General features: G+C 40.7%; 22 protein-coding genes and 1 tRNA gene. 6 read left to right on the forward strand and 17 right to left on the reverse strand.

All coding sequences use genetic code 11. The features are described 5' to 3' along the window. Nucleotides 1-12 precede the first annotated feature (12 nt). Nucleotides 13-89 (forward strand) — tRNA-Met (locus tag H7F15_RS01360). Here H7F15_RS01360 and H7F15_RS19610 read toward each other — a convergent pair. From H7F15_RS19610 to H7F15_RS01385, 4 genes are all read right to left on the reverse strand, one after another. Then, nucleotides 45-1646: a recombinase family protein gene (locus tag H7F15_RS19610; RefSeq protein WP_370523373.1), complete on the reverse strand. Its 1602-nt coding sequence runs from the start codon at nt 1644-1646 to the stop codon at nt 45-47. The genes H7F15_RS01360 and H7F15_RS19610 overlap by 45 nt on opposite strands. 274 nt (nt 1647-1920) lie before the next feature. Continuing rightward, nucleotides 1921-2784 carry a hypothetical protein gene (locus tag H7F15_RS01375; RefSeq protein ID WP_185195151.1) on the reverse strand — a complete coding sequence of 288 codons (864 nt, stop codon included), beginning with the start codon at nt 2782-2784 and terminating at the stop codon, nt 1921-1923. A gap of 13 nt (nt 2785-2797) precedes the next feature. Next, nucleotides 2798-3367, reverse strand: a complete 570-nt coding sequence (locus H7F15_RS01380) for a helix-turn-helix domain-containing protein (protein ID WP_185195152.1) — start codon at nt 3365-3367, stop codon at nt 2798-2800. Nucleotides 3368-4032: 665 nt separating this feature from the next. Continuing rightward, nucleotides 4033-4689 (reverse strand): hypothetical protein, encoded by a 657-nt coding sequence (locus tag H7F15_RS01385; RefSeq protein WP_185195153.1) that lies wholly within the window; start codon nt 4687-4689, stop codon nt 4033-4035. 169 nt (nt 4690-4858) lie between these two features. Between H7F15_RS01385 and H7F15_RS01390 the strand changes: the two genes are divergently transcribed. After that, the gene (locus H7F15_RS01390; protein WP_185195154.1) at nt 4859-5113 is read left to right on the forward strand and encodes a helix-turn-helix domain-containing protein; all 255 of its coding nucleotides are present in this window, start codon (nt 4859-4861) and stop codon (nt 5111-5113) included. A gap of 176 nt (nt 5114-5289) precedes the next feature. Here H7F15_RS01390 and H7F15_RS01395 read toward each other — a convergent pair whose 3' ends face one another. Together H7F15_RS01395 and H7F15_RS01400 are read right to left on the reverse strand one after the other, a co-directional pair. Next, a complete protein-coding gene (locus H7F15_RS01395; RefSeq protein ID WP_185195155.1) occupies nt 5290-6264 on the reverse strand; it encodes an ATP-binding protein in 975 nt (324 codons plus the stop codon). Between the two features lie 435 nt (nt 6265-6699). Further along, complete coding sequence (locus H7F15_RS01400; RefSeq protein WP_185195156.1) at nt 6700-6936, reverse strand: helix-turn-helix domain-containing protein; 237 nt, start codon at nt 6934-6936, stop codon at nt 6700-6702. A gap of 156 nt (nt 6937-7092) precedes the next feature. Between H7F15_RS01400 and H7F15_RS01405 the strand changes: the two genes are divergently transcribed. Further along, nucleotides 7093-8280 (forward strand): hypothetical protein, encoded by a 1188-nt coding sequence (locus H7F15_RS01405; protein WP_185195157.1) that lies wholly within the window; start codon nt 7093-7095, stop codon nt 8278-8280. 73 nt (nt 8281-8353) lie between these two features. Beyond that, nucleotides 8354-8683: a hypothetical protein gene (locus tag H7F15_RS01410; RefSeq protein ID WP_185195158.1), complete on the forward strand. Its 330-nt coding sequence runs from the start codon at nt 8354-8356 to the stop codon at nt 8681-8683. Nucleotides 8684-8816: 133 nt separating this feature from the next. Here the strand turns inward: H7F15_RS01410 and qatD are convergent, their stop codons facing one another. The 5 genes from qatD to H7F15_RS01435 form a co-directional block, all read right to left on the reverse strand. After that, nucleotides 8817-9545 carry a Qat anti-phage system TatD family nuclease QatD gene (gene qatD / locus H7F15_RS01415; RefSeq protein ID WP_185195159.1) on the reverse strand — a complete coding sequence of 243 codons (729 nt, stop codon included), beginning with the start codon at nt 9543-9545 and terminating at the stop codon, nt 8817-8819. After that, nucleotides 9542-10915 (reverse strand): Qat anti-phage system QueC-like protein QatC, encoded by a 1374-nt coding sequence (gene qatC, locus H7F15_RS01420; RefSeq protein WP_185195160.1) that lies wholly within the window; start codon nt 10913-10915, stop codon nt 9542-9544. Before qatC ends, qatD begins: the two co-directional genes overlap by 4 nt. After that, on the reverse strand, nt 10915-11715 hold the full coding sequence (locus H7F15_RS01425) for a hypothetical protein (RefSeq protein ID WP_185195161.1): 801 nt from the start codon (nt 11713-11715) through the stop codon (nt 10915-10917). The genes qatC and H7F15_RS01425 overlap by 1 nt, the downstream gene beginning before the upstream one ends. Continuing rightward, the gene (locus tag H7F15_RS01430) at nt 11715-13625 is read right to left on the reverse strand and encodes a P-loop NTPase fold protein (RefSeq protein WP_185195162.1); all 1911 of its coding nucleotides are present in this window, start codon (nt 13623-13625) and stop codon (nt 11715-11717) included. The genes H7F15_RS01425 and H7F15_RS01430 overlap by 1 nt, the downstream gene beginning before the upstream one ends. A gap of 78 nt (nt 13626-13703) precedes the next feature. Further along, on the reverse strand, nt 13704-14978 hold the full coding sequence (locus H7F15_RS01435) for a DUF1036 domain-containing protein (protein ID WP_185195163.1): 1275 nt from the start codon (nt 14976-14978) through the stop codon (nt 13704-13706). Between the two features lie 3620 nt (nt 14979-18598). On the opposite strand from H7F15_RS01435, the gene ftsZ reads away from it, so the two are divergent. After that, nucleotides 18599-20971 carry a cell division protein FtsZ gene (gene ftsZ, locus H7F15_RS01440; protein ID WP_185195164.1) on the forward strand — a complete coding sequence of 791 codons (2373 nt, stop codon included), beginning with the start codon at nt 18599-18601 and terminating at the stop codon, nt 20969-20971. Next, nucleotides 20968-21765, forward strand: coding sequence for an aminoglycoside phosphotransferase (locus H7F15_RS01445; protein ID WP_185195165.1), 798 nt, complete (start codon nt 20968-20970; stop codon nt 21763-21765). Before ftsZ ends, H7F15_RS01445 begins: the two co-directional genes overlap by 4 nt. A gap of 96 nt (nt 21766-21861) precedes the next feature. On the opposite strand, the gene H7F15_RS19315 is transcribed toward H7F15_RS01445, so the two are convergent. The 6 genes from H7F15_RS19315 to H7F15_RS01475 all read right to left on the reverse strand — a co-directional run bounded on the left by H7F15_RS19315 (nt 21862) and on the right by H7F15_RS01475 (nt 25896). Beyond that, nucleotides 21862-22137, reverse strand: coding sequence for a transposase (locus H7F15_RS19315; protein WP_221626956.1), 276 nt, complete (start codon nt 22135-22137; stop codon nt 21862-21864). Nucleotides 22138-22146: 9 nt separating this feature from the next. Beyond that, the gene (locus H7F15_RS01455) at nt 22147-22935 is read right to left on the reverse strand and encodes a transposase (RefSeq protein ID WP_185195166.1); all 789 of its coding nucleotides are present in this window, start codon (nt 22933-22935) and stop codon (nt 22147-22149) included. A 36-nt stretch (nt 22936-22971) separates the two neighbouring features. After that, the gene (locus tag H7F15_RS01460; RefSeq protein WP_185195167.1) at nt 22972-23355 is read right to left on the reverse strand and encodes a transposase; all 384 of its coding nucleotides are present in this window, start codon (nt 23353-23355) and stop codon (nt 22972-22974) included. 163 nt (nt 23356-23518) lie between these two features. Further along, complete coding sequence (arsB, locus tag H7F15_RS01465; protein WP_185195168.1) at nt 23519-24580, reverse strand: ACR3 family arsenite efflux transporter; 1062 nt, start codon at nt 24578-24580, stop codon at nt 23519-23521. An 11-nt stretch (nt 24581-24591) separates the two neighbouring features. After that, the gene (locus tag H7F15_RS01470) at nt 24592-25368 is read right to left on the reverse strand and encodes a metallophosphoesterase (protein ID WP_185195169.1); all 777 of its coding nucleotides are present in this window, start codon (nt 25366-25368) and stop codon (nt 24592-24594) included. A gap of 60 nt (nt 25369-25428) precedes the next feature. Next, complete coding sequence (locus H7F15_RS01475; RefSeq protein WP_185195170.1) at nt 25429-25896, reverse strand: DUF6428 family protein; 468 nt, start codon at nt 25894-25896, stop codon at nt 25429-25431.

Consider the following 25896-nt stretch of genomic DNA (forward strand, 5'->3'; position numbering starts at 1 on the left):
ACACAATAACAGTGCGGGATGGAGCAGTTGGTAGCTCGTTGGGCTCATAACCCAAAGGTCACAGGTTCGAGTCCTGTTCCCGCTACCCAGTAAGACCGATCAGCTTTTTTGCTGGTCGGTCTTTTGTTTTTTGTGCTGTAACTGCTTGACATACTGTAAATTAGTTGAAGTATTGTGTTGGTTCTTTCGGTTCGATAATACTCTTTTTTAGTGCTGTAAGTTATTCCGGCTGGAAATAGGACTTTTTGTACAACCTGTTTCGTGTGAAAATCCCCTAAAAGCCACAATTCTGATAGATTTGTGGCAAATGACAAGCAAGCATCTATGGACTTTTCTAAGTTCGATAATTTTAAAGAAGATTTCGCTGCTTCTGTGTAAAGCTCATCTAATTTCTGTTTGTACTTTCTGCTATAGTTATCATAAATTGACTGGTCCATTTGACCTAGAAATAGCTTCTCTTGGGCATTTTCAATCGTTTCTTCTAATGCTTTGATGGAGGCTTGAATGTCCTTTCGCTCGTCCTCCTGTTGTGAAAAAACTGCCTCTAAAGTTCCATGTATAGCGTCTGTAATGGGAGCAAGGGCTAACTCATTGCAATCGTAGCTATGTAATAAGTCTACAAATTGTTTGTGCATATGTTCTGCACTCTTATTGCTGCCACAGCCTTTTTTGTTGCATTTGTAGTAGTGTTTGCCTTTGCTTTTAACTTCGTACCCCGTCATACTGGTGCCGCAGTGAGCGCACTTTACAAACCGTTTTAGAGGCAATGCATCATCGGTTGTCTTATGCTTAAAGCCGCGGTTATTTTTGGCTCGTTTCTCGTTTATTCTTTTAAAAATTTCCTTAGAAACAAGTCTTTCCTGCCTTCCTTCTATGATGTTGCCATCTAAAAGCGAATGGGAAATCAAGCCACAATAAAACGGGTTGCTAAAAATGGCAGATAGCTTCTGTTTGGATAGCTTCAAGCCCATTTTAGCAAGACGTTCAGCAATCTGCACATCTGTTAAACCTTCATTCGCTTTCATTAGAAAGGCTTTTCGAATCAGTTTACCAGTTTCATTTACAACGATGCGTTGCTCCCCATTTTCAGTTGTATGCGTAAAGCCAAGTGGTGCTCGGGTTACCCAAAATCCCTGGAGAAGGCGCTCTAATGTACCAGCCATGGTCTTCTGTCGGCGCTGATGGTTTTCATATTGCCCGAAAGACAGAAACATGTTTTGGTATAAAGAGCTGCTAAGAGCTGTTGGGTCTACATTCTGCAAAACAGAGTGGACGTATATACCTTCCTTACGTAGGTCTTCTATATTCTTTATGGCCTCTGCTCCAGATCTGGAAAATCTATCGATGCTATAGACAATAATGTTTTGAACTTTCTTAGTGCGTACAAAAGAAAGCATTTCTTTGAATTGCTTTCTTTCGTCAGTTTTAGCGCTCTCATGTGTGCCTCCAAAGTATTTAACTACTTGGAATTTTTTGGTGAGTGCCAGGTGCTCGCATTCTTTCTTCTGTGTTGTAAGGCTTTGGTTGTTTTCAGCCTGTTCCTTGGTAGATACCCTGGTGTAGATGACCGCATCTTGGTTATTGATGTCTGCTGTTTTAGCTGCCTTTGATTTAGCAAATTTTCTGAATTGATCTAGGTTAGTCATTGCTCAAGCTTTTAAAGGTTCTTACTGCGCATTGTGCGATCGTCCATAAGGATTGTACTAGCTCATTAGCCTCTGCGTCTGAAATAGTTTCAAATCCAGGATAGGTGCGAAGTTTCTCTACAGTTAATGGTGATGATGTTTTTTGTTTTTTCTGGTTTTGCTTAAAAGGTTTCAAAATAGTAATTGGTCTAGCACGTACCTGTTATCTGCAGTGTATGTACCGATAGTTATTTGACCCGCTTTCTACGGTGTCATTTGGGCAGCAATTGTTATTTTAAAATCGCAACCTTTTAATATAATTGTAAAACACTGTTTTGTTTTTTATAGAAACCATTGGAGCACTATGGTATGTTGGTAAACTTTCAATAGTTTCATGATATTTCTCTAATGATGATGATTTACTTTTCTTAAGAGTTAAGAGCCAGTTAAAGTTTTTATCAGCTGCAGCTCTATCAACTTGAATGCTCTCCCATTCTTTAGTTCTCATCGATTTTAAAACCTCATTTTCTGATTGTGAAACTAATGTTGAATAAGAAGTTAGGTTCGGTAAGTTTTTATCACCGACAAGCTGTAGTAAAATTTCGTGTACAGAGAATGAAACAGAGCCATTAATTTTTTTGGCTTCTTCAACAGGCACAAAACGGCCAACGAATCCCATTCTCCCATCTTTATTAAAATATATTTGTAAGTCTTCTCTATTACTTATAACTGTGCCTATAATAAAATCAAGCAAAGTGGGCGTTGTTGCAATGTTATATGTAATTCTGAGTGGGTTGCCTATACTATCTCGTTCGAGTTCTTGGTAACTGTGCTCTGACGGGAATATATCTGCAAAGAGCCACAGCTTGAAGTTGTACAAAATATTTGATGGGAAGTTGTAACTGATTAGGTTGTCCAAAATTCTCAACCATATATATTGGCTAGTATTTAATGATGTTTCTTTGTCTTCTGGTAGAAATGCCCATTTCTTCAAAAGTATTTCTTCATATGTACAGTTCTCTAACTCTAGCAAATCAAGAGTTACGATGCCTTTCTTTAAACGAGGTAATAGACTAGATTCAGGGTAATTTAAGCTATAGTTCACTAGACCTTGTTTTCTTTCTTTGAAAGCAGGTTGGCTAACACTTTTGTTGTTCATATGATGGGTTGCGTTATTCTTTGTCCTTTTTCTGTGAACCTTTAGATGTTTCTTTTATCAAAGCATCTAAAAATAGACCGATGCCATATCCCAGGAGGCTGATCTTATATTGCTTATAAGCAGCTAAAAGAGGGTGATCTTCTCCAATATTATCTTTGTTCAATATGAAGTCTACTCCATCAATTGCAAAGACAGAGGCTATAGCATTTGGTATATCATTCCCGCTATCTAGTTTCGATGAGGTGATCGGCTTTTGAAAGTGTTTTATTAGAGCTTCTAGCAGATTTTCTGAATTTGACTTCATGCGTTCAATTTGAGCTGCCTGTTGCTTTACTATTTCCTCAAGGGCTCCATGGTTTGGTAAGCCCAATCTTTCTTGTGCAGTCTCATGGTTGAGTATTTCTTCACTTGTCATGTTGAAAACACTCTGCAGAATTTCGAGCTTCTCAGGTGAAAGTGTTATATCTCCTTTTTCAATTCTGCTATAATTAGCTTTACTCATGCCTAGCTTTATAGCTATATCTTCTTGTTTGAGATTTTTTGCTAGTCGAATAGATTTGATTTTGCTATGTATATTTTGCATAAAGCAAATATATGCAATCTTTATTTTATAATGCAACTATATCAATAGAATAAATTTAAGTGCATTAATTGCAAAAGTTGCGCGCAGCCTGTTTGAGCTTGATAGTTGATTTAGTAGAATTCTATGTGAGGGGGTATAATATAAACAGTGATTTCAAATACAACTTAGTTTTTTCGTTTCTTATAAGATGGAATGTTAATGAAATAAGGAATCTCTAAATGTTAATAAGCATTTCTATCACCATGATTACACTAATTAAGAGCACATTTTTAATCAATGATATGATATGAGTAAGATACCATATGAATTAAGATGTGCAAAATCCGACGGCACAGATAACGGTAGATAGATTAGGATAACTAAAGAGATTTGCCAGTGAAAAAGAAACAGAAGTGCGATAAAGAATGCTATTTTGCTGACTAAATTATAGTCTCATTTTTATAAGGCGCAATATTCTACTAGGTTCATACTTGGATCATGCTGGATTTCTAAACCTAATCAGTGTATTACCATTGTCATAAAAAGCTTCTCCTTTCGGGAAGCTTGTGTAGCATAGATTACTGGAAATTATAGAAGTAAAGTAATTTAAATAGAAACTCCATTTCCAACATAAGCTTCCTACATATATGAACCGGCTTGGTAAAGTATGCTCATATATGCATTACTTAGCAGATCTCTGCAGGTTCAAAAAAGAGCTCCTTAAAAAAGTGAGGAGCATGTGTTGGAGCAAAGTGCACAAGGCTGAAAGCAAACTTAATAGCATACTCTTGTTCGTTAAAAACAGCATACTTTACTAGGTTGTACTTACTAAGTTGATCCAAATATAATTTAAAAATCTTTGGAGCCAGGTTAAAATGGGCTGGCGTAAATACAGCGCCTCCTATGCCTAAGGCTATCTTAGAACCAGTTCCCGCAAAAGCGCCTCTCACCAAGTTTAGGCAGAAGGTTCGTGTGGAATGAGAGAGTAAAAGCTCATCTAGGGCCAGTGGAACTTTGGCCGTTACATGGGTAGGATCATTCGGTTTTGAAATACTCACCAGTACCCGCTGCGCGTGCTTCCACCTCATGCTAGCTGGACAGAAACAAAGCATGTGCTTGAGGTTTTCTATCTGGTTAACAGGATCTGATAATGGAATCTGCAATTTAGTGTATACCTCTGCTGAGTTAAGTTTCCACAGCGTCTTTTCCCATAAAAAAATCCGCATATTGTTCCCATATCCTTCTAGAAAATAGCCATTCCCCAGCACTTCAAGGTGGTACACTCTGCGCAGGAAGTCCCTTCGCCTTATAACGAATTGTGATGAAGATGATTCTGGTTGCATTTGATCACTCTGTTTGGGTGGTCCAGCGAAGTTATCGTACTTTAGAACTTTAGCTTGAATTCTAAAACACACTTTATATTTAACTCAAGGTCCCCAAATATAAGCAACAAACCTTTATTATAGCATATATGCTATAATAAAGGTTTGTCTTTTTCCAGTCCTTTCATGGATGGAAAGAAAAGAGCTGTTTGATGAGGAGGGGCTACGCCTTTTTGCAGAGCACCTGAAGCAGTTGCGTAAGTCAAAGGGCGTATCACAGGAAGAACTCTCTTATCGTTCCGGCTTAGTACTCAGTCAGATTGCCCGCATTGAGACAGCCAGAACTAATCCTCGCTTGAGTACTTTGTTTCAGATTGCCCGCGGATTGGATATTGAACTAGCGGAGCTGTTCAGCTTTAGACTTCAGCCAAAACAACAATCCTAAATAGGTTAGATTCGTAGATAGAGGTTTTCTATTTATGGAAAAACCTATAATCATTGCTTATGTTAGACAGATATAATATGAGTCTATATTACGTAATTAATTTTTACCTGAAATACTAGCAAGCATTCAAATGGATGATCTGCTTTCTAGAAAAGCAGCTTCATTAACCTTTATTATTAGCCTTTCCTGAAAAGGTGACTTAATATCTCTAATCCTAACTTAGTGGTGTAGTACTGTTGTGCCGGACTGCTTAGCTTATCCTTCACAGTTCGATCTAATAGCTTGAACTCAAGTAAAGGTTCAATGTATCTTCTCACATTATCAGTATGATTAGAAAGACCTAACTCCTTCTCTAGTATATCTTTTCGCTTAACAGGTCTAGTCGCATAAGCTAGTATCTTTACTATCTCTAGTCCAATTCCTGCTATGGTCTTTCTTAGCTTCTTCTGTTCTGTAACTCCTAGTACTTGTTCAAGTGTGTCCTCTAACTCCTTTTGAACCTCGCTTCTAGTTTTAGTTCCTAGCCTATCTTGGTCGTTATCTTGGTCGGTTCCGACTAGGTCTTCGACTAGGAATGAAAGATGACAAAAGATCTCTACCTCAAAGAAAGTATGGTTATCATCTGTTCGAAAAGAAGGAACAGGAGATCCATTAATTTCTAGGGTTCGTTTGATAGTAGGAATACCAGTAGCTCTACCCTCAGTAAGATCTAGTTCTTTTAAGAAGTCTCCCAGTCTTCGGTTGCGGTAGCGCCTAGGTCTGATCCTGCCACTTTCTAAATCTTCTTGTCGGATAGAACGGTCTGGACCTCCGTAATTAAGAATGACAATAGAAGCAGGCGTAATGCGAATCTCTACTTGTTCCCGAACCTGGTAATCCCGGTGGTACAGGGCATTTACTATCGCCTCTTCTAAAGCTGCATAAGGATAATTCCAAACACGTACAGCTTCAGGTTGGTCGTGCTGCTTAATTATCTTTCCCCTGAGAAAGTTCGTCTGCAGTAGGTCTAAGGTTTTCTGGATCATGGAAGGCACAGGACCGGTTATCTTGGGGAATTCCGTAAATTCTGGATCTGCCTCACCTTTAGGAAAATATACTACATCCACCCAAGTAGCAGGAAAGAATTGTTCAGGATGTTCATGAAACATCATCAAAGCCACGTTTCGAGGAAACCGATGCTCTGATGGCCCTTCCACGAGTAGCATTTATTCAAACACATTAACTTTGTTTAACTGTGTTAGAGAATGCACTAACCTGCTACCTACTTTTCGTAAGTGATCTTGCACAAGCACAATGGATACATCATCAAGGCTTGCATTAGTATTAGGACGGTCGTCAAAGGGCACCTGGTTCGCTAAACTGATCAGCTCTTGCTGCGTCTCCTGATCCGCCTTAACAGAATTAGCATAACGGCGAACGTAGTAAAAATATCGTTTTTGATTAGCTGTTATCTGCTCGGGTACTTCATAAGGACAATTTGATACACTAGGCATCCAAATGATTATTAGCTGCTGAACATCTACTTCTTCTATTAAGATCTTAGGGCTATAGAGTGGCCTAATCAGATTATTAAACCCGATCAACTTCTATTGAATCTCGGCAATTCCTGAAGTGGCAAGTCCTTTTACTGGAGGCTTTGCAGACCAATTTTCTTCCGCTATCCCTACAATGATGTACCCACTGCCCGTAATATTAAAATCATTAGCAAAGGCACAAATAGACCTATAAATAGCATCAGGGTTCCAGCCTTCTTTAAACTCAATGCGGTCTGATTCGATGGAGCGGTGATGCAGCAGGTCTTCTATATTTATATGTAAGGGCATAAAGTAAAAGTAACATAGTCAAATGGATTGAGCAACATTCTAAAGAGCGAAAAGGCAATCAAATAATATTATAACAATGTAAAGATTTAATGACTAAAGAAATGTGCTTGGGATAGAAAACTCTTTCTATATTTATGTATTGTTATCTATAAGTCTATGACAAAGTCTAAAATTCGCATCTTTAAAATGGAGAACAGCCGGGTGTACTATACTCCGAATGCTTTTATTCCTATCATGAATACTTCCCTGGCAGGCAAAAACGTGCAGTTTGCGCCTAATACCTATTGGGAAGTAGAAATAAATAAATATGATGCTGCTACCGAGGAGATAGAGGTGAAAGTTACGGACTTTAGAAGTACAGCCATAAACGCATTTAAGGTACAGACAACATCAGTACAGCTTAACAGTTTAAAATTTGAACACCTCGCTAAATCTTATGCAAGATCTTCTGATTCAGAGTTTGAGTATCTAGTAAATAAACAAGTTGATTATATAGTACTTAAACAACCAATTGAAATTGAAGAGCAAGAAGAAAAACACCAAATAAGTTACTCTTTAAAGGATTTGGATTTTCAGAATGGGAAAGTCAACCTTACACTTAATGGAAAACACATCCCTGGAATCCTACAGGATGTGCAAGTAACTATCCCCAACCCGGCTTCTATAGAGCAACTAAACGCAATCAAGCCTTATATCATAAAAAGTCTAGGCTCCGAGCTGGTAACAGTACATGTACAGCTGAAAAGAAAAGGACCACGTGTGTATGGGATAACCGGCCACTCTGACGAGTTAGGAAAGATAAATGAGCAGCTTATTGAAAAAGCACAGTATGATTACCTGGTGCACATGATTGCTTCTTCACCTGCTAATCACACTACATCATTTAGCCCTGAAGAGTTTGGAGAGCAGTTAAACCTAAAGATCAATCCGGTTAAAACATTAGACTTTCTTCGGGATCTGAATCAAGTAAAAAAGGCACTTCATTTTGAACACATAGAGTACCTATGTGTTCGGCAGAATGATAGTTTTCCCATCAGGTTTATTACAGCTCCAGCATTTGCCTTTTTACTGGTTATAGAAGCACGTAACAGCTTTTATGCTGTCTTAGAGTGCTATGATAAACCTTTAGCCACCTATATCTGGCGCTATAGTAAAACTACGGAAGACATTAAGACGCAGCTAAAACAAGTGTATGCAGCGGTAGAGAAAGAAGTTGTAAAAGCGGGCAAAAGAGCTAGTTATATTAAAGACAAACCTGATAATTTCGTGAAAGTTGAGCATAACTACAAAGCCTTGAATGGTGCTCAATTATGGCAGCAAGAAATGGAATCGATACTGCTATAACTAGCCTGACGAAGGGCTAGGAAAAACCAAATGCTAAATCAATAGATATTATTCTTAAAGAATTGCTGAGCTTATGAGTTGGAACGTTGAGAGTGCAAACGATTATTTCATAAAGGAATATGAGCGATATAGCCCAGACAAATACAAGCACAAGCCTCAGAACATTATTTATAAAGGTTTGCATGACTTGGAACTGGCATACCAGGACTTATATTACAACTGTGCCCTTAACGCATGTTCCAAAGACGAGCTATTAGACTTCTTAGACTCTGTAAAGCACTCTAAGCTATTACTTGCAGGGAACAGCAAAGCTTTGGATGTAGAGAAATATGCTACTGTGTACGCTGAAAAAGCGACTAAGCTTAAGATAGAGATTGAAGAGGGTAAACTATCTTTCGCTTAAGATATAGCCGACGTATGTACATTTAACTATTCTCATTTGAAAAAGCCTAAGGAGGATGATTTATATTTTTTTATAATACTTAAGGATAAATAGTATAAAGCATTTCACGAAATCAAATTATTTAATTGGGATTTTATCGTAATGGCTTTAGCAAAGATTGGAAGTTGTGCTTTATCTGTTGTTGCACATCATTAGCAGCGATACCCCAAGCTTTCGACAGAAAATTAATAACAACTTTCACATCAGCTGGCTCGACTATTCTATTGTTATATTGGACATAAGGACCATCTGTTTCAGTTAACAGTTGGTTTCTAGGAATTTGCTTAATTAAAGTTTGTCCTTTATTTGATCGAATCATTTCTGGATTGACAGAAAAGTAATAACCCGATTCTGCAATTGTCTTTAGAATACTAGCAGAACCAGTATACCAATGAAATATAGCCAAATTAATCTGGTGCTTCTTTAGCATTGTTAAGGTATCACTCTCCGCACCACGAGAGTGTAAACTTAAAAGCTTTTTTTTGCCTCTTACCTTACTCAAAATATAATCAAAGCTCTTGATTTGTCTTTTTTTAGTTGCTAAGCCAATACGGCTAAAGTCAAGACCTACTTCACCTATATAAGATGTAAGATCGAGATACTTGTCAAAAAGGGAATATTCTTCTGCATGCCGATCTGCATAAAGAGGGTGCATTCCTAAAGCAATTCTAATATTTTTAAATCCCTGCAGATGTTGTATGCCTTGCCCGAAGTGACTAGGAAGATTAGTCATTGCTAAAGTAGTTACACCTGCCTGGTCACAACGTTTAGCTACCGCAATGGGATCAGGATAAAGATCTAAATGACAGTGAGAATCTATCATGGCATTCCGGCTTTGTGTCTGATTACGGAATCAGGATTTTGTCTAATCCAATCTTTTAGCTCTTTACGAGTTTTCTGGACTACATTAGCAAACTGCGGTACCATAGAAAAGTCATTTAGTCCGTTAACTATGAGCTCGGTTTGTATGTCATCAAAGCTTAAGTTATTTTTTAGAAATTCAAGGCATGCGTCAAGATCTTGACCTCGTTTGCCAATTAATCTGGAATTTGATGAATCACGTTTTAACTCTTCTATATAAATACCATATGTAGTATTATCAGCATAATTAGCTAGTGCTGCACGTCGATATACACAAGGCATACAGACACCACAATGGGTTGCACTACGCTTCCACCCGTTTTTGTGCCCACGTTTACCACATGAATTTGAAAAGTTAATGATACTTAGTAAAAATGGCAAGTCTGCGCAATTTACTACCATCTCCCCTTTAGTTAGAGTCTCATAGGGGTTTGTCACATTATTCGCCAATTGTAAGCCACCAAGAAGCTGTCTTACATCTTCAAGTAAACGTGGATGCGTTGTACGGGTACTGCAAGCAGAACGTCTTGAAGGACTAAGTGGGTAATTCAACGATACGCTTCCGTTCTCAGGAACCCATACAGGTATGCTATGACCATATGCGTTCGCTGCAAGTACTGCTAAGCTAATAAACAAAAGAGATCGGCTTCGTAGGGTATTTTCTCTGGTGCCTAAGGACGCATTTTCCAAATACACTCCCACAGATTCGCTCCAAGCGATTGGCTGCTTAAATCTACTAGATAGTTCAGTATATAACTTTATTTGATCCCCTTTAGGCCCAGCCATATTTGGGTCATAATGTGAAATTAATAGTAAGTTCTTAGTCGGTTCTTGTTCCAGGAAGTCTATTGCACCGATTAAAGAGTCCAGACCTCCAGAAAAAAGGTTTACATGATCAATTGTTTTATGTGATAGCAGAACAGTGGCTTGGGAAGGTAATACCAATGAACTTGTTGTGAATTGTACATCCCAATAATCACCAGTTAGAAAAGATAAAATTCCAGCCACTTCCTGCTCTTTACCCTGCCAATTAGTAATATCCAATACAGGCACTGTCATCTTCAGCTCGCGCGACCAGCCATCGACCGAGTAAGGACGACGCTCAATAAATCTATCAATGCCATATGCACAAGCTGCTATAAAGAAAAAATCAAAGGCACTTGCTGGAGCATGAGCGCACAAATCTAATATTCCGTCGCAGTTTATAATAATGTCCGCACTTTGACTTTGATTAGGCGGTGTAGTTCGAGGATCGTTAAATACTATATGAGCGCGCAAAATATTGTCAGCTCCTATTGCTGAACCTGAGCTAATACGTAAATCTAATTTCATTATTGAAAGATAACTAGTACACTATCGAAAATATCGTCTATAATTTGATGCCCCTGTGGCCCGTGCCAATTTATTTGTGATATAGGTTTTGTGGCTCCCATTACACGTACACGGCCAATTATGTCCAGCTTAATTTCATCAAACGTGGCTGAAGAAACTGCCTTTCCTCGATCTTGTGTAATTTTCTCCTGAAACCTCTGAGATAGATGCTCAAAAATGTAAAATCCGAAATATTCGCATAATAGAAACTCTACACCATTTGCAGCGATTGCGCCTTGCATAACTCTCTCAAGGTCTTCTGGTGTTTGGGCTTGTTCAGCATAATGTTGCATGAGGTGATTACAGGCTGCGTTAGCTGCCGTTTCATCCATTCCTGTGCTTGCATCGGAGCAATAAGCCACAATACGTCGTATGATTTCATCATTGGTGAGGCCAGTAAGATTAGCTAAAGGGCTGGTGACAGTAGACAATGCCGCAGCTAAACCACCAGTAGCAACTACTGACAAAAATCCAGAGAGACGCTGAGCTCCACGACGACCTGAGCGGCCGAGCGTAGCAGAGCGACCTGATTTTACTGCTGCTCGCCCACCGGAAGCTTGAATAAGGCGCCCTACAGTTTGTTTTACCTGTTCTTGCCGACGCTTAGTGAGTTGTTGTTGCTTTTTAGTATTAGGTTCATCTTTTTTTTCTTCAGTTTGTTCTTTTTGAATTGTGCCAGCAACAGAAGTAACACCTCTTGATATGTTCCCCCAGTTGGGCTCTCCAGTAACTCCCGGTACAATGCGTTGTGTAGTTCCCATTATTTCTTTTTAGTAATGAAAGCCTTTCCAATCTTAGATTTAGGATCATAAACAGTAGCTAGCTCCATAATAGAAGGTGTTTTGTTTGAGATCAATTCTATAGTGTTATGTATGTGGTATGGAATGTCCGTATGATTGGTTTTACCTAGTGCTTCCTTATAACGAACAAGAGCATTAGGCATTTCTATAGCTATAAATTCCAAGAATATGCGATGTCCTTTTACCAAAGCAGGTCGCTTAACGACTTCCTTTACTAACATTTCTAATAGTATTTCCTGCTCTGTTTCAGTTAAAGTTGCAGTTGCATTTAGTGCTTTAGCCCGTAGAATAGTTTCAGAGCCGTAGTCCATTAAATCCCTGAAGATATTCTTTATATGTGAAGGAATAAGCGAGGCTCCACTTATGCTAGTTGATAGCTGATCTCGTGATAACCAGAAGTAATCTCTCAAATCAACTTCAGTAAGCTTGGGTTCAACTAACAGCCATCTTACTAATTTAGAAGACTTCCAAACTGCCCCATACTTGGCACTGATCTCGTCAAACTTAGAATCACTAGCCCAGCTTTCTAGTTCAGCTAATTCAACTGACTCTCCCTGTTGTGAAGCTTGCCAATCATATAGCTTCCTGAATTGCTCAGGCTCTACATATTCTAACACCATAAGCTTAGCTAAAACATCAAGTTCGAAAGTGGCTAATTTAGCTACACCAGCTAAGCGAGTGCGCAGGGTAAATGAATTTAAGAACCGTTTAATTTGTCTTGGATTACCTTTAAGTCCTTCTGTAATGACAGGTGCTAATGATGTTATTAAAGGAGCACTCTGCCGCAGTTGCTCTTCTTCTGTAGCTGTTAATAGAGTTTGAATATCACCGAATCCAAAGGTTCCATAGCGATTAGCCGATCTAAACTCTGTAAATTTATCTAATACACATTGCTGCCTTTCTGTAGTCAAGTACTTTTCACAGAACAACAATGACAAGTAAGTCTCTACTTCTGGGTCAGATAGACGCGGTAAGTGATATGGCACTTGAATTAGCTTTTCAAGATAATCTTTTACGAATTGATTACTTATTTGCTCTGTCCTTGTGTCAGCGTTTGCAGGATCATCAGAGGTCATACGAGATTTGTATCGAAATTCTATCGCATGTTTAACGATACGGGGATCAGCACCTATTACAAAAGCTGTTTTGGGAACATTTAGGAAAAGCTTAATAGCCTCTAAATTCTCAATAAGTCGCTCAGGACTACAACGGTCTAAGTCGTCAATCAAGACTACTAGACGCTTGATTCTTGTTTCTGCTAAAAGCTCTTCAAACCTATCTCGGAATTCGCGAATGAGCATAGCTTTTTCCTCTGGCGCTTCGTTAAAGATTGAGTTTGAATCGGCTGGTTCAGCCATAGCTTTATCTGAGACTAACTCCTCACCTAAACCAACTATACCTGCTACCTTTTCGCCTAATCCTGTAGGTAATGCGCCCGAAAATGCAGCAGCAATACCTACAGGACCACCTACAGAAGCCATAATTAGTGGTAGCGCTACATTCTTAAATCCTAAGCCCATTGCCCGCATCCAGTTAACAGATTTAAATAGCTGCGTAACTCTAGATTTAACCTCTGCTCCAAACCTCTTCTCATCATCAAAAGCCTTAAGAATAGAGTCAAGTAAGGCGGCTTTGGCATCATCATATCCTTCAAACACCCAACCGTTAAAGTATAGGCAAACGGTATCATCATCAAGTGCCTGCAATCGATTCTCCATCATCTTCATGATGCTGGATTTACCACTTCCCCAATCGCCAAACACGCCTATTGTCACAGGTAGTATTCCATCATCCAGCACTAATGCTTCCAGTAAATCGGCATGCACCCTAAAACCAAGTAAATCATTGGTGGTTTCGCTATCTGACCACATATATTTTTATGTTAACTGAATAAAACATCTTTAATCATGATCTGTAGATTCAACTAATAAATTGAAGTTAATTGATAATTATAAATCCGCTTTGAATTCGACCGGCTCCTCCACAATAGCAACAACCTCTACGGCAAAGTGAATACCATCCAGACTAGCAGGATTGTAGAAGCCAAGAAATAAGTTCTCTCCTTTTTGCTTTACAGGTACAATTGCAGCTGTTAAATTTTCGCGTGAGCCTTCCCACACTGGGTTTGGATTCTGCTTCTGCATAAAATGATTCACCTTTGCTTTGCTGTCGAAGAGATAGACATTACACACGTCTCCTCCTGGGGGCGCAGTTAAAAAATCGGTGGTTAACTTTAATATGCCAGACTGGTCAATCAAAAGTGTCAGTTCCGAAGCTAATTTAAATTTATCCTGAGCAGCTTGCAATTCAGCCTTATTGCGAAAGGCGATGAATTCATAATACCACTCTAGCGTATTATCGGGTAATTTTATGGGTATAAATGTCCGGCTTGGTTGACTATTGTAGTAACTGAAGAGATAACCTTCATGAGGAGGTATCACGGTAACAGTCTTATATACTTTTCTTATATTTATCTCCTTACCATTAATATCCCATCGTCGAACATTTCCGACTATTTTTCCTTCGTGGTAAACAGCTTCTTCTATCTTTTGGCCCTTCTCATCATATGTTATGGAAGTACCCTGACGCACCTCCGGATGTTCCTTTAATAATTTACCATCCCATTGCAACATATTGGAATTTGCATAATAATCGCGTACCAGGCCTATTGGCTTTCCATTCTGATAGGTAACATTTCGAATAAAAGCAGCATCCTGTTGCTGCTGCACTTCTTCTTTATCGCGGTCTAGGTAAACTGTCCAAGCTCCTTGCCTGACGCCATTCTGGGTACAATTAACCAACGGCAGCTGCAGCGTATACTGCCTTTTGCCCTCCGGCACGTCTACTTTGACAAAGCCTACTTTCTGCAGGCCTTTGCTCAGGGTAATGGGACTATCTGTTGCTGCGTTAGCAATGGAAAAGGCTTCTGTTGGTTGAATTTGCATAGCATACTGCCCCTGAAAGAGCTGGTCGCAACCTGCAAGCTTACCAAAGTAGTAGAACTGCCCGCTAGCAATGCCTTCCGGTAGTAGGGTAGCAGAATCATGAGCCGCAATGTTGATCCAGCCCTGTGTGTGCCAGCCTTTAAAGAGTCCCTTCTCATGGTAAAAGCCGATGGCAATCGAGACGGTTTGATTAGAAGGATTAATGACTTTTAGCTGCGCAGAAACTGGCCTGATTGCAAATAAGCTGCAGGCAAGAAAAATAAGTAAAAGTTTATGCATTTCGCTTTCGGTTTATTTTACAGCAACTGTTTAAGCTGATGCCATGGCTGTTAAGGGATTGGATAATAAGCATCTTTGCAGTGCATGCAGCTGCGTGCATTGTCTTTGAAGTAGGTCATGCGGATGTGGAGTAAATATCATTTGTTTTCAATAGTCTTAGGTAGCTTTAGTAATGCTAAAATACTATAATTTTATATTTAATATATAGTAAGTTGCTAATGTTTATTTTCCCGCACAGCAGCTAATTCTACTGCTAGACATCCCATTGCAAAAACGGCCAGCGTATTACCTGCACCGGCCCTTTGTTTCTTATTTTGTAAAGCAGCCACTGCTTTAGCAGCTAATTGGGTATGCCTAATTTATCCGGCATCTGTGGCCTATACCCGACATTCCGGCCATTATAGACATAAACAGTGGCTTTTTTCCTCCCCTTCTTTGGTAAGTAGGTCTTCCTCCACTAATTCTGTTAAATCCCGTAAGGCTGTTCGGTCTGTTATGCTAAATTTTTCTTTGTACTTACTGTTCTGAATCCTGCAATCATTTTTCCAAAGCAGCAATGTCTCTACTGCCGGTTATTTAGTGCTAGCCCCTTAAGATGCTCTTCTGAATAGATGTCTTTGAATAATGTCAAGGAAACTCCGCCAATGGTCTTAATCTCTGGCTACGGAAATCCCAGGCGCCGGCACTCTTCTATGATCTTTACTGTGTACCGGAGCATCTTCATAATGCGGCGCATTTATAGCCTCTATAAGGTTTTATTTTGTACGTAAGCTTACAGATGGTCAGGAGTCGTCTGTTCTGCGGCTAGAAACGCTGTTTAGCGACAAAAGGCACTACAAATACTACATTGATACACCGCTGAAACCAGGTCCACAACTGCGACTGTTGCCAGCTCTCTAATAGTACCTTACCTGATTGCTTCGAAGGGCAAATACAAGCTTCTTCAACTGCCCAAATGAAGTTGCTTTGAAGCCAGGCTTTTCTACTGGAAAAACATTCCTGCCGCAGAAAAGCTATTTCTTACAACTGTATTATCGATACAAAATTTCAGGTACATACAGGTACAACTACTTTAAGCTTATTTAGCATAGAATCTTCCGTGTCAAAAAGCAACTCAATAATAGCTGCAGGGGCAAAGGGCAATGCGGTGAAGATTAATCAAATGCAGTGCTCAAGAAAATGATCTTTTCTCATAGGTAGAATGGCCAGGTACTACCGCAAAATAGCCAAAAGCTATTCTCCCGTAGTTGCGGTTCTACCCAATGCCTTTTTGATCTATAAAATCATGTAATTTTAGTAGTCTTTTCTGGCAGCTGATGCAGTTTAAAAGTGTTAAGTAAGAAAGCGTTATTAACCGGTCTATTGTTATCCTAATTTTACGTCGGCGGATCTAATTTAACGCAAAATAGATTAACGCATGCCCACGCATTTGCAACGGATTTATGTGCTGAATCTAGCTGTTCTAAAAAGGCAGCAAAAACGGCGCAAGATTACGGCAACAACACCGGTGCTTTGTAGCCAGTTTATCTATTCAGAGCAGCCACATTTACGCACTTCTTAATTGCTACTCTCCATATGAAGAAAAAGCAGGTGGTCTAGAGACTAGGCAACATGCCATTTTGCGTAAATCCGATGCCACAAAAACAACCCATTTTTTTAAGTAATACTTGAGTGATAATATCTGTTAACTAACAGCCTATTTTGCGGCCCCATTACTACTATTCCATGAAATTAGAGTAGGTGCAGAACACGCAACAATAGCGTAAAAAGGAGCTAACTTTAAGCAAACCGCGCGTATACACTAAAAGCGCTATAATGGCTGCCAAGTATGCCTGCTAAAATAGTGCACCCTTACAGGCCTTTGTACCACATAAATAGTTCGTTGCTGTGCTTCAAATCAAAACGAACTTTACTTGGCTATTTATAAAAAACAAGAGCAGGACATTTATACGGCTCAGGACGTTGTAACACGATAAATGACCCACTGCAGGAAACTATATATTATGGGATTTTATGCTGTATTAACTACCGCTTATTATTCTAGTTTCTATTCAAGTCTTAAAGCAAAGAAGTAGGTGCCTTTTTAGGCAGCATAGCTTGCCATAAAACAGAGTAGAGCTGTCGTGATAGAATCAGCAGCTTTTATCGCAAAAACAGCATTTTTTGCGCAGAAACTAGCATCCCATTTTAGATTTTTATTAACAATGTTTACCTATAATAGCCCTTGTTCGAACTTCCCGTAAAAGGGGTGTATTTGAACATATTACAACAAGTTTCCTAAGCGCATGATTTATTGCTTCATCGGCTACCATATTTATAGGGCAAAAAATCCTTTCGCAGACGTGCCGTTATAACGCAGAAATGTGCACTTCATACGACCGCAAAAAAGGGTATGCACTAACTTCTGTTTTAGACTACTTCCGGTACGGCTAGTTGGCGTGCAAAATCTGGTCATTTTAAGAGCCTATTTTCGTGCTACAGATGAGCGGAAACAGGTATGAAAAATACCACCTAAAACTGCGCTAGTTTATGGTCATTTTGCGGCATAAAAAACATTGTTGTTTTAGGTATGCATTGTTGCGTGTCTGGAGCACCTATTTTGCGGCTTCGTTGGCTGCATTCGCACAAAATTGATTTTACAGCAGGTATGTAAAATGCGGGGCTCAAACAATAGAAAATATGACCAGTTTTCTGCCTGACTAGTAGCACCTGATCTTACGTCTAAAAAACGATTATTTGCGGCCGCAGAAAGTAGCGTTTTAGAACAGAAAATTCTCCTGCTGAATTTTACTTAGCAGAGCGTTAAAAAAGTAGATCTTTTACGGAGTGTTATCTGCTATTTTAAAAGGCATTTTCTTTAATGGTTACTTTGCTACCGAGAGCAGTCGTAGGTATCGCTTTTAGGTTGTAAAAAACAGGAGTTTTATGGCAGAAGTTAATTTGCAAAAGCAGCATTATTGGATGGGAATTATGACATGTAAAGTCCACCATTTGGAGTAGGACTGTTTTACGTTGGAAGCGCTTCATTGCCACAAATAACTTATACAACTTTACTGTTTACGCGGTAAAATATAGCTGTAAGAAAGGCCTTCTTTTTGGGCATTGAGTAAGGCTACTTTGGCTATTGGATATGCAATATCTGCAGACACCGAAAAATAGCCATTTTAATACACTTTAAGATCATTAATCTCACTACCTAACACAGTTGGACGGAACTCCACGCAGATGTTTTTAGCGTGCACTAAGATCTGTTTATAAAGTCTCTGCCGAAGAAGCGCATCACACCCTACAAATGCGGTAAATTAAGTCGATTTTTTTTATAGTTCTATGCATAAATCCTACAAGAAGATAAAGTGAAAAAAATACCAAACTGACAGCTAAGCAACGTACCTTTCGAGAGAGCGAACAAAGAAGATTAGATAACAAGGTAATAGAATTACATGCGCACTTTCAATGACTCTAGAATATTGATAAGAGTAAGTTTAACTAGTAGATGTAATACAAATTCATTTATTTACCTGTTAAAATAAATACAAGTAGCTTTGCTAAGTCTTTTAACTGATTATACTACTACGAGTTAGTGACGACTATTCATACGCAAATTGTAAAAAGATCTTTAAATGAAGGTACTTGAAGTAAATCTGGAAAATATCCGAGCTATTGAGAAGCTAACTTGGAAATTACCTGATAAATGTCCGCCAGCTGGATGGCATGTTATCTTAGGTGACAACGGATCAGGCAAGTCGTCATTCTTAAGAGCTTTAGCAATAGGTTTACTTGGGTTAGAAAGATCCACAGCACTTTGGGTAGATTATGCTGCCTGGTTACGGCAGAATGCAGATGAGGGCCATATTTCCATCAATATACAAGCTGACGCAGGTGATGAGTTAAGTAATGCGAATGACGGCATCATTAAGGTGATTGGTGTTGGGGGCGGTGGAAGCAACGCTGTGAACCATATGTATAGCCAAGGCATTAAAGATGTTGAGTTTGTCATATGTAATACCGATGCTCATGCTCTTAAAAGTAGCACCGTTCCAACAAGGCTTTCTATCGGCCAAAACCTTACTGAAGGTTTTGGAGCTGGCGCTAACCCTGAGAAAGGCCGTCAGGCTGCTCTGGAAAGCAAAGAAGAAATTCGCGAAATGCTGGGCAATGATACCAAAATGGTATTTATTACAGCAGGTATGGGCGGTGGTACCGGTACAGGTGCTGCTCCGGTAATCGCTAAAGTTGCAAAAGAACTAGGTATACTTACTATAGGAGTTGTCACCATTCCCTTTGCTTTCGAAGGTCGCAAAAAAATGCAGGCTGCTGAAGTTGGCGTGAAAGAACTACGCGAAAACTGCGACACAACGCTAGTTATCCACTGTGACAATTTACGAGAGATATTTGGTAACCTTACTATTCGTGAGGCATTTACAAAAGCAGATAATATAATAATGGCAGCAGTAATGCCTGTTATCGATTTGGTAACGATTACGGCTGAAGTCAACATCGATTTTGACGATGTTAAAACAGTAATGAAAGACTCTGGTGCCGCAGTGATGGGTTCTGCGATAACAGAAGGCGAAGGCCGCGCGCTACGTGCTGCTGAAGAAGCTCTTTCATCTCCGTTATTGAACAACACTGACATCCATGGTGCTCAGAAAATCCTTCTTTCAATCATGTCTGGTGAGCAGGCTGAACTTGAAATGGACGAACTGACTGAGATTACAGAATATATCCAGGACAAAGCAGGCCAGGAAGCTGAAGTTATCTTTGGACATGGTATTGATGCTGACTTGGGTCAAAGCATCCGTGTTACGGTAATTGCAACTGGTTTTGAACTTAGAACTACAACTTATACTTCAGCTAATTCAACTCTAAATGATTCTGATTTAATAGAGCCTTCTCAAGAAGAAAATAGTATTTTATTTGAGCATTCAGGATTTGAGAAACTATCTGAAAGTTATTCTGAGGAACATTTACAGCATAAAAAGTACGTACTAAAAATAAACTTTGGCTTTAATAGTTCATTAAACACATACTGGACAAAGTCTACAGAAAACGGAGTTGATTTTTCCTATAAAACAGCATGGGGCCATAACAACGGATGGTTTTCAGCAGGGTTTGGTCCCTTCAGACGATTTACCGGAGGGGATGCCGAGTATGAAAAGCTTTTAGACGGTCCTAAAAACAAAAAGCTTGCTGCCCACCTTTCCCTTTTCAAAGAAAATGTTGCGTTGTCTGAGGCACTTAATTGGCTTCGCGAGTTGAAATTCCGAAGCCTTGAGTCGCATACTTCTGGTTTTTTAGACCTAATGAAGTCTTTTATAAATCAACCTGATTTTTTACCCCATAATACTCGGCTAGAAGAAGTTTCATCCGAAGGTATTTTCTTTTGTGATGCGAACCATAGCAGAGTAAATATTTTTGAATTGAGTGACGGCTTTCGCTCTGTGTTAAGTTTAGCGTTTGAACTGCTCCGCCAATTAGAAAGTAATTATGGGGAAAACATTTTTGAAGTAATACCTGATACTGAGATGATTCGAGTTAAAGTGCCAGGTGTTGTTTTAATTGACGAAATAGATGCTCACTTACATCCTGTATGGCAAAAACGGATCGGGTACTGGTTAACGAAGCATTTCCCGAAGATTCAATTCTTTGTAACTACACATAGCCCTCTTGTCTGTCAAGCATCTGAAAAAGGATCGGTTTTCCGGTTACCAGTTCCAGGAACAGACGATTTGGGAGGTATGGTAGAGGGGGCTGATTTAAATCGCTTGATATACGGCAATGTATTAGAAGCTTATGGTACAGAAGTTTTTGGGTTGGCATATACGCAATCAGAAGCAGGTCAAGCTTTGGCGACACGGCTTACTACTTTAAATGAAAAGGCACTTAAGACCGAGTTGACTGATGCGGAAAAGATAGAACGGGATGATTTGCGAAAGATTCTCCCAATAAGTGACTCTGAAGCCTTTGTAAAGAAAATATTAGGTGATTTATGATCTACCTAACTGCCCCATTAGCTCTTGAGGTAGCTGATCAGCAAGCTCTGCAAGCTATCCAACAACAAGTAAATAATGAAATAGATTATAGTACTCGGGTTTCACAAGCTAATCAACGCTGGAAGACTAAGCCGGTAGCACTTTTTCAACGAGTTCGTACAGCTCTGGAATCAACCTGTCCGGGAGCTCGACGTTGTGGCTACTGCGAAGATTCTCTTGCGGATGAAATAGAACATATCCGTCCTAAAAGTTGGTTTCCTGAGCTATCCTTCGACCCAAACAACTACCTCTTTGCTTGCGGTCCTTGCAATGGTCCTAAAAATAACTCTTATGCTGTTGTCGATGCAACCGGTGTATTAACAGAAGCAATCCGTTCTATACATCAAGCTGTTGAGCCACCTCCAGCTGGCAAGGAAGCCCTATTACATCCTCGCCATGACAATGCCATTGATTACTTCTTTTTGGATTTAGAAAATACTTTCCAATTTAAACCGCACCTTACTCTCGATACCCAACAGAAAGTTCGTGCTGAATATACATTGAAAGTACTTCGTATTAACAAAGATCCTTTATGTGTAGCTCGTAAAGAAGCTTTTTATGATTTTGTAAGTCGGATGAAGAGTTACTATTTAGCAATGAAGAGTGACGAGTCACTAAATAACCTCACTCGCTATCGTAGTGAACTACTTCAGAAACAACATATATCTGTTTGGCGCGAAATGCAAAGACAATCTATCTCTCTACCCTTCTTACGAGAGCTTTTTGCTCTCGTGCCAACCGCAATAAGCTGGTAAAGTATTCTTTACTGTGCCATTATCTTAAAAAAACGAGGGTGGTTGTTGCACAACTACGTTTAAGAATTACACTTTCTGCGTCTAAACTTCCTAAACTTATAGCTTCACACTAGCTTCAGGAGTTTCCGTTTCATAGCGCAGTAAAAACGTAAAAGAGTTGCTTACAAAAGCTCCTTTTTCCAGCACCTGCGCCATGCTTACAGCTCTGGCTGGCTTGCATTTCATGTACTTTTTGAGGTTGAAGGCAACGGCTGCCAGCAGCATTACTTTATGCGCTCCTGATTTGCCCAGCCCGTTGATCTTGCGCAGCCCATAGTGCTGCACCAGGCTTCCAAACACTGGCTCTATGGTGCTTTGGCGAAGCTTCTTCATGCGATTTCCTTACTTGCTATGTTGCCTGGCGAAAGCCCGCTGGTATTGCTCGTCATACGCGGTGCGGGTAATTTTGCGGCACCTGGTCTTAGGGGCACAGGTAGCTTTGCGAGGACATTGCCTGCAATCACTGGGTGCTGCCCAGTAATGTTTCAGTAACCTGCCGTCTAGTGTATGATCAAAGCTTTTGAACTGTAACGGTTTGCCCATCGGGCAGTTAAACTGATCTGCTTTCTTATCATAGGGAAATCCATTGATTTCAGGCTTGTACATTCCAAAAACCGGTATCCAGGCAGTAATCCCCCGTAGTTCCAGAAAGTAATAGTTCGACCCATTCGAATACCCTGCATCGGCCAGCAGATCTAGCATCAATAGCCCATTGGTTAGGAGTCGGCTTTGCACCTGCCCAGTCAGGTTTGACAGATACTGGCTATCACGGCCATCTGCATAATCGGCCTGTATATGTGAGTTCACTCCCATTGCTGTATCAACTGCCATGCTGCAGTGGTAGTTGAGCTTTCTGGCCTTTCCTGTCTTGACAGAGATGCGGGCATCCGGATCATGTGGGGCATAATGCCTTTTGTTACTAACCAGCTGCGCCTTCTCATGATTTGCCCCTAAAGCAGTTGGAGCGCTTTTGAGATTTTGCTGATGCTTTTCCAGCTTCCTGAGCTGATGGGCAGGAGCGGTAATAAATGGTAGCGGCTTAATGTTCTTAGAATGTTGAACGTCATGAAGCGTAGTGGCCAGGTGCACTTGCTCAGTCTCCTGCGGTTGTTTTAACAGCAGGCTTTCCATCGAAGCGTTGGCTTTAACAGGAGCGGAATCGATTGCCTACACACTGCCCGAGACCATGCCTTGTTCTACGCACAGGCTGACAACCCTGTCGAACAGGGTTTCAAACAGGCGTTCAGGGTACAGCTTGCGGGTGCGTGATACGGTGGAGTGCCAGGGTAACGGTTCGTCGAGCTGGTAGTCCAGAAAGTATAACAGGTCCAGCCGAAGACTGCAGTGTTCGATCAGCTTTCGGTCTGATATGATGTTTTCCAGATAGCTTATCAGGCAGAGCTTGAAGAAGACGACCGGATCAATACTTTGATGGCCGCACTTGCCGTAGAAGGGAGCCGTCAGCTCATAGAGAAACGAAAGGTCAATCCTGTCCTTGAGACGCCGGTAAAAGTTATGTTCCGGCACATGAGCCGAAAGCGAAAAGAGCAATTGCCGCTCATCTTTAAAATTCTTCCTTCCCTGTATAACACCATAGAATTAACCACTACCTATTATTTAACGACTATATCTAAGTTGGTTGTGCAACAGCCACGGAGATATTTTAAGATTGAAGTAAACTTATTTCAGACTAGACAACTAGACAAAGCTTTTCTTATCTATACCACTTCCGCTTAAACCAAAACGCAGCGTTTACCAGCAGGATCAACGCTGGCACTTCCACCAACGGTCCGATCACGCCTGCGAACGCCTGACCTGAATTAATACCAAAGATACCGATGGCAACCGCAATGGCTAACTCAAAGTTGTTACCCGTAGCCGTAAAGGAGATGGCTGCGTTCTTGGAGTAATCTGCACCCAATTTCTTCCCAATAAAAAAGCTGATGAAGAACATGATCACAAAGTACAGTACGAGTGGAATGGCGATCTGTACCACATCAGACGGAATCTGCACAATCAATTCCCCTTTCAGGCTAAACATCAGCACAATCGTAAACAGTAACGCAATCAGCGTGATAGGCGAGATCAAGGGGATGTACTTATTGTTGAACCAGTCCAGCCCTTTCCAACTGATCAAGGCATAACGACTGATCACGCCAGCAAAGAACGGGATGCCCAGATAGATCATCACGCTCTCGGCTATCTGCCCGATGGTAATGTTGATCTCGGCACTCTTTACCCCAAAATATGGTGGTAGCACTGATATGAACAGGTAAGCGTACAGGCTGTAGAAGAAGATCTGGAAGATACTGTTCAACGCCACCAGGCCTGCAGCATACTCCCTACTGCCTTCTGCCAATTCGTTCCACACCATTACCATGGCAATGCAACGGGCAATGCCGATCAGGATCAGGCCGACCATGTACTCAGGCTGGTCATGAAAGAAAATGATCGCCAGAAAAAACATCAGCAGCGGTCCGATCACCCAGTTGAGCATTAGTGATATGCTCAGGATCTTCACATTTCGGAACACTTCACCCATCTTCTCAAAGCGAACCTTTGCCAGTGGTGGGTACATCATCAAAACCAATCCGATGGCAAGCGGTATGTTAGTCGTTCCACTGGAAAAGGAATTGATGAATCCAGAGGATTCAGGTAAAAGATACCCGATACCCACGCCAATAAACATGGCAAGGAAGATCCACAGGGTGAGGTAGCGGTCGAAGAAACGTAGCTTTTTCCGCTCGTGTGTTGGGGCACAGTTGGTAACACTCATATCGTACAGTTTTAACAGCCTTTTCTTAAATTTTCAGCATAATCGTTCGGCAGAATGCATTCTTCAATGGCACGGGCAGCTTTCTCGTAATCGTATTTGAAGCGGATAAACTCTACCTGAATGCTGTTTTTGTCCAGCACCGAACTGTTCTCGTCAATAGTCAGCAGCACGTAGCCACCACGGTTATCGCCATCCTTGGGCTTGCCCACCGATCCGATGTTAATAGCATGTCTGTAGTGTGGCTTGCCCTCTTCCCCAGAATCCAAGATCCTGTGGTACGGCTTGTGCGTGTGCCCGAAGCACATGATGTCGGCATCAGCATCCTTCATAATGCGGAGCATGCTTTTTTCATCCCGATCTTCAAAGAGATACTCGTTTATTTTTCTTGGGCTTCCATGCACCAGCAGCAAGTTCAACTTATCATCGTTTAGCTGGTACTCTACTTTTATATGGGCTGGCAGCGACCGCAGGTACTGGCGTTGTGCTGGTTGGATGATCTCATTGGTAAAAGAGATGGATACTGCACCGTTGGCTTTTTCCTGCTCGGTCTTGTAGGCACAGCCACAATCGTTGCTTTCCCTGCCAATGCCGAAATCATAGTTGCCAGCAATAGTCGGGATGTTGCGTTTACTGATCTCGTCCACCACCTCGTTTGCCCAGATGTTATAGCCCACCAGATCCCCGAGGCAATAAATGAAATCTGGTTTTCTGGTTTCCACATCTTCAAAGAAAGCTTCCAAGGCTGGCAGGTTGGCGTGAATGTCGCTGAAGAGTACAATCTTACTCATAGTGTCTTGTATAAGGGTATATTATATAAGTCTGGATAGCTTTAAAAGAATAGTGGCTGCTTAGCAGCAGCCACTACCTGGTGTACAGGCGTTACCTGACTGCATCTCTTTGAGGTTGATTCTGATTTTCTCTTTCGGGATGCCGCACTTGTCTGGCGAAAGGCAGTTGGTCGTCTTTGACTGTAGCACGAAGGTTTTACCGTTAAAGCCAAGGTCGTACTTGCCGATGGTTTCGACTTGGTACTCTACTTCAATGTCCAGATCTTCCATACCCAACGCCTTTTCAGAAAGGGCGATAATGTTTAGCAGCTTCTGGGGCTTTAAGCGATGTTCGAAGTCGTTGGCTTTCCATAGCTGGAAGTTCGCCACTTTCTCAGTACGCACCGTGCCACCACAGTCAATGAAGTTCTTGGTTACCACACCTACCTCGGTTACGTGGAAATGCTCAGGCACTTTTACTCCGTTATCTAACTGAAAATCCACCGCATCGGCAGTTTGCAGTATATTTTTTACTTGGGATAGTTTCAT

Source organism: Pontibacter sp. Tf4 (genome assembly GCF_014212495.1).
Lineage (GTDB): Bacteria > Bacteroidota > Bacteroidia > Cytophagales > Hymenobacteraceae > Pontibacter.

Bases quoted from the DNA above. Each gene is read 5' to 3' on its own strand.
- H7F15_RS19610 (WP_370523373.1), bottom strand. From the start codon at position 1,646: ATGACTAACCTAGATCAATTCAGAAAATTTGCTAAATCAAAGGCAGCT.
- H7F15_RS01375 (WP_185195151.1), bottom strand. From the start codon at position 2,784: ATGAACAACAAAAGTGTTAGCCAACCTGCTTTCAAAGAAAGAAAACAA.
- H7F15_RS01380 (WP_185195152.1), bottom strand. From the start codon at position 3,367: ATGCAAAATATACATAGCAAAATCAAATCTATTCGACTAGCAAAAAAT.
- H7F15_RS01385 (WP_185195153.1), bottom strand. From the start codon at position 4,689: ATGCAACCAGAATCATCTTCATCACAATTCGTTATAAGGCGAAGGGAC.
- H7F15_RS01390 (WP_185195154.1), top strand. From the start codon at position 4,859: ATGGAAAGAAAAGAGCTGTTTGATGAGGAGGGGCTACGCCTTTTTGCA.
- H7F15_RS01395 (WP_185195155.1), bottom strand. From the start codon at position 6,264: ATGATGTTTCATGAACATCCTGAACAATTCTTTCCTGCTACTTGGGTG.
- H7F15_RS01400 (WP_185195156.1), bottom strand. From the start codon at position 6,936: ATGCCCTTACATATAAATATAGAAGACCTGCTGCATCACCGCTCCATC.
- H7F15_RS01405 (WP_185195157.1), top strand. From the start codon at position 7,093: ATGACAAAGTCTAAAATTCGCATCTTTAAAATGGAGAACAGCCGGGTG.
- H7F15_RS01410 (WP_185195158.1), top strand. From the start codon at position 8,354: ATGAGTTGGAACGTTGAGAGTGCAAACGATTATTTCATAAAGGAATAT.
- qatD (WP_185195159.1), bottom strand. From the start codon at position 9,545: ATGATAGATTCTCACTGTCATTTAGATCTTTATCCTGATCCCATTGCG.
- qatC (WP_185195160.1), bottom strand. From the start codon at position 10,915: ATGAAATTAGATTTACGTATTAGCTCAGGTTCAGCAATAGGAGCTGAC.
- H7F15_RS01425 (WP_185195161.1), bottom strand. From the start codon at position 11,715: ATGGGAACTACACAACGCATTGTACCGGGAGTTACTGGAGAGCCCAAC.
- H7F15_RS01430 (WP_185195162.1), bottom strand. From the start codon at position 13,625: ATGTGGTCAGATAGCGAAACCACCAATGATTTACTTGGTTTTAGGGTG.
- H7F15_RS01435 (WP_185195163.1), bottom strand. From the start codon at position 14,978: ATGCATAAACTTTTACTTATTTTTCTTGCCTGCAGCTTATTTGCAATC.
- ftsZ (WP_185195164.1), top strand. From the start codon at position 18,599: ATGAAGGTACTTGAAGTAAATCTGGAAAATATCCGAGCTATTGAGAAG.
- H7F15_RS01445 (WP_185195165.1), top strand. From the start codon at position 20,968: ATGATCTACCTAACTGCCCCATTAGCTCTTGAGGTAGCTGATCAGCAA.
- H7F15_RS19315 (WP_221626956.1), bottom strand. From the start codon at position 22,137: ATGAAGAAGCTTCGCCAAAGCACCATAGAGCCAGTGTTTGGAAGCCTG.
- H7F15_RS01455 (WP_185195166.1), bottom strand. From the start codon at position 22,935: ATGGAAAGCCTGCTGTTAAAACAACCGCAGGAGACTGAGCAAGTGCAC.
- arsB (WP_185195168.1), bottom strand. From the start codon at position 24,580: ATGAGTGTTACCAACTGTGCCCCAACACACGAGCGGAAAAAGCTACGT.
- H7F15_RS01470 (WP_185195169.1), bottom strand. From the start codon at position 25,368: ATGAGTAAGATTGTACTCTTCAGCGACATTCACGCCAACCTGCCAGCC.
- H7F15_RS01475 (WP_185195170.1), bottom strand. From the start codon at position 25,896: ATGAAACTATCCCAAGTAAAAAATATACTGCAAACTGCCGATGCGGTG.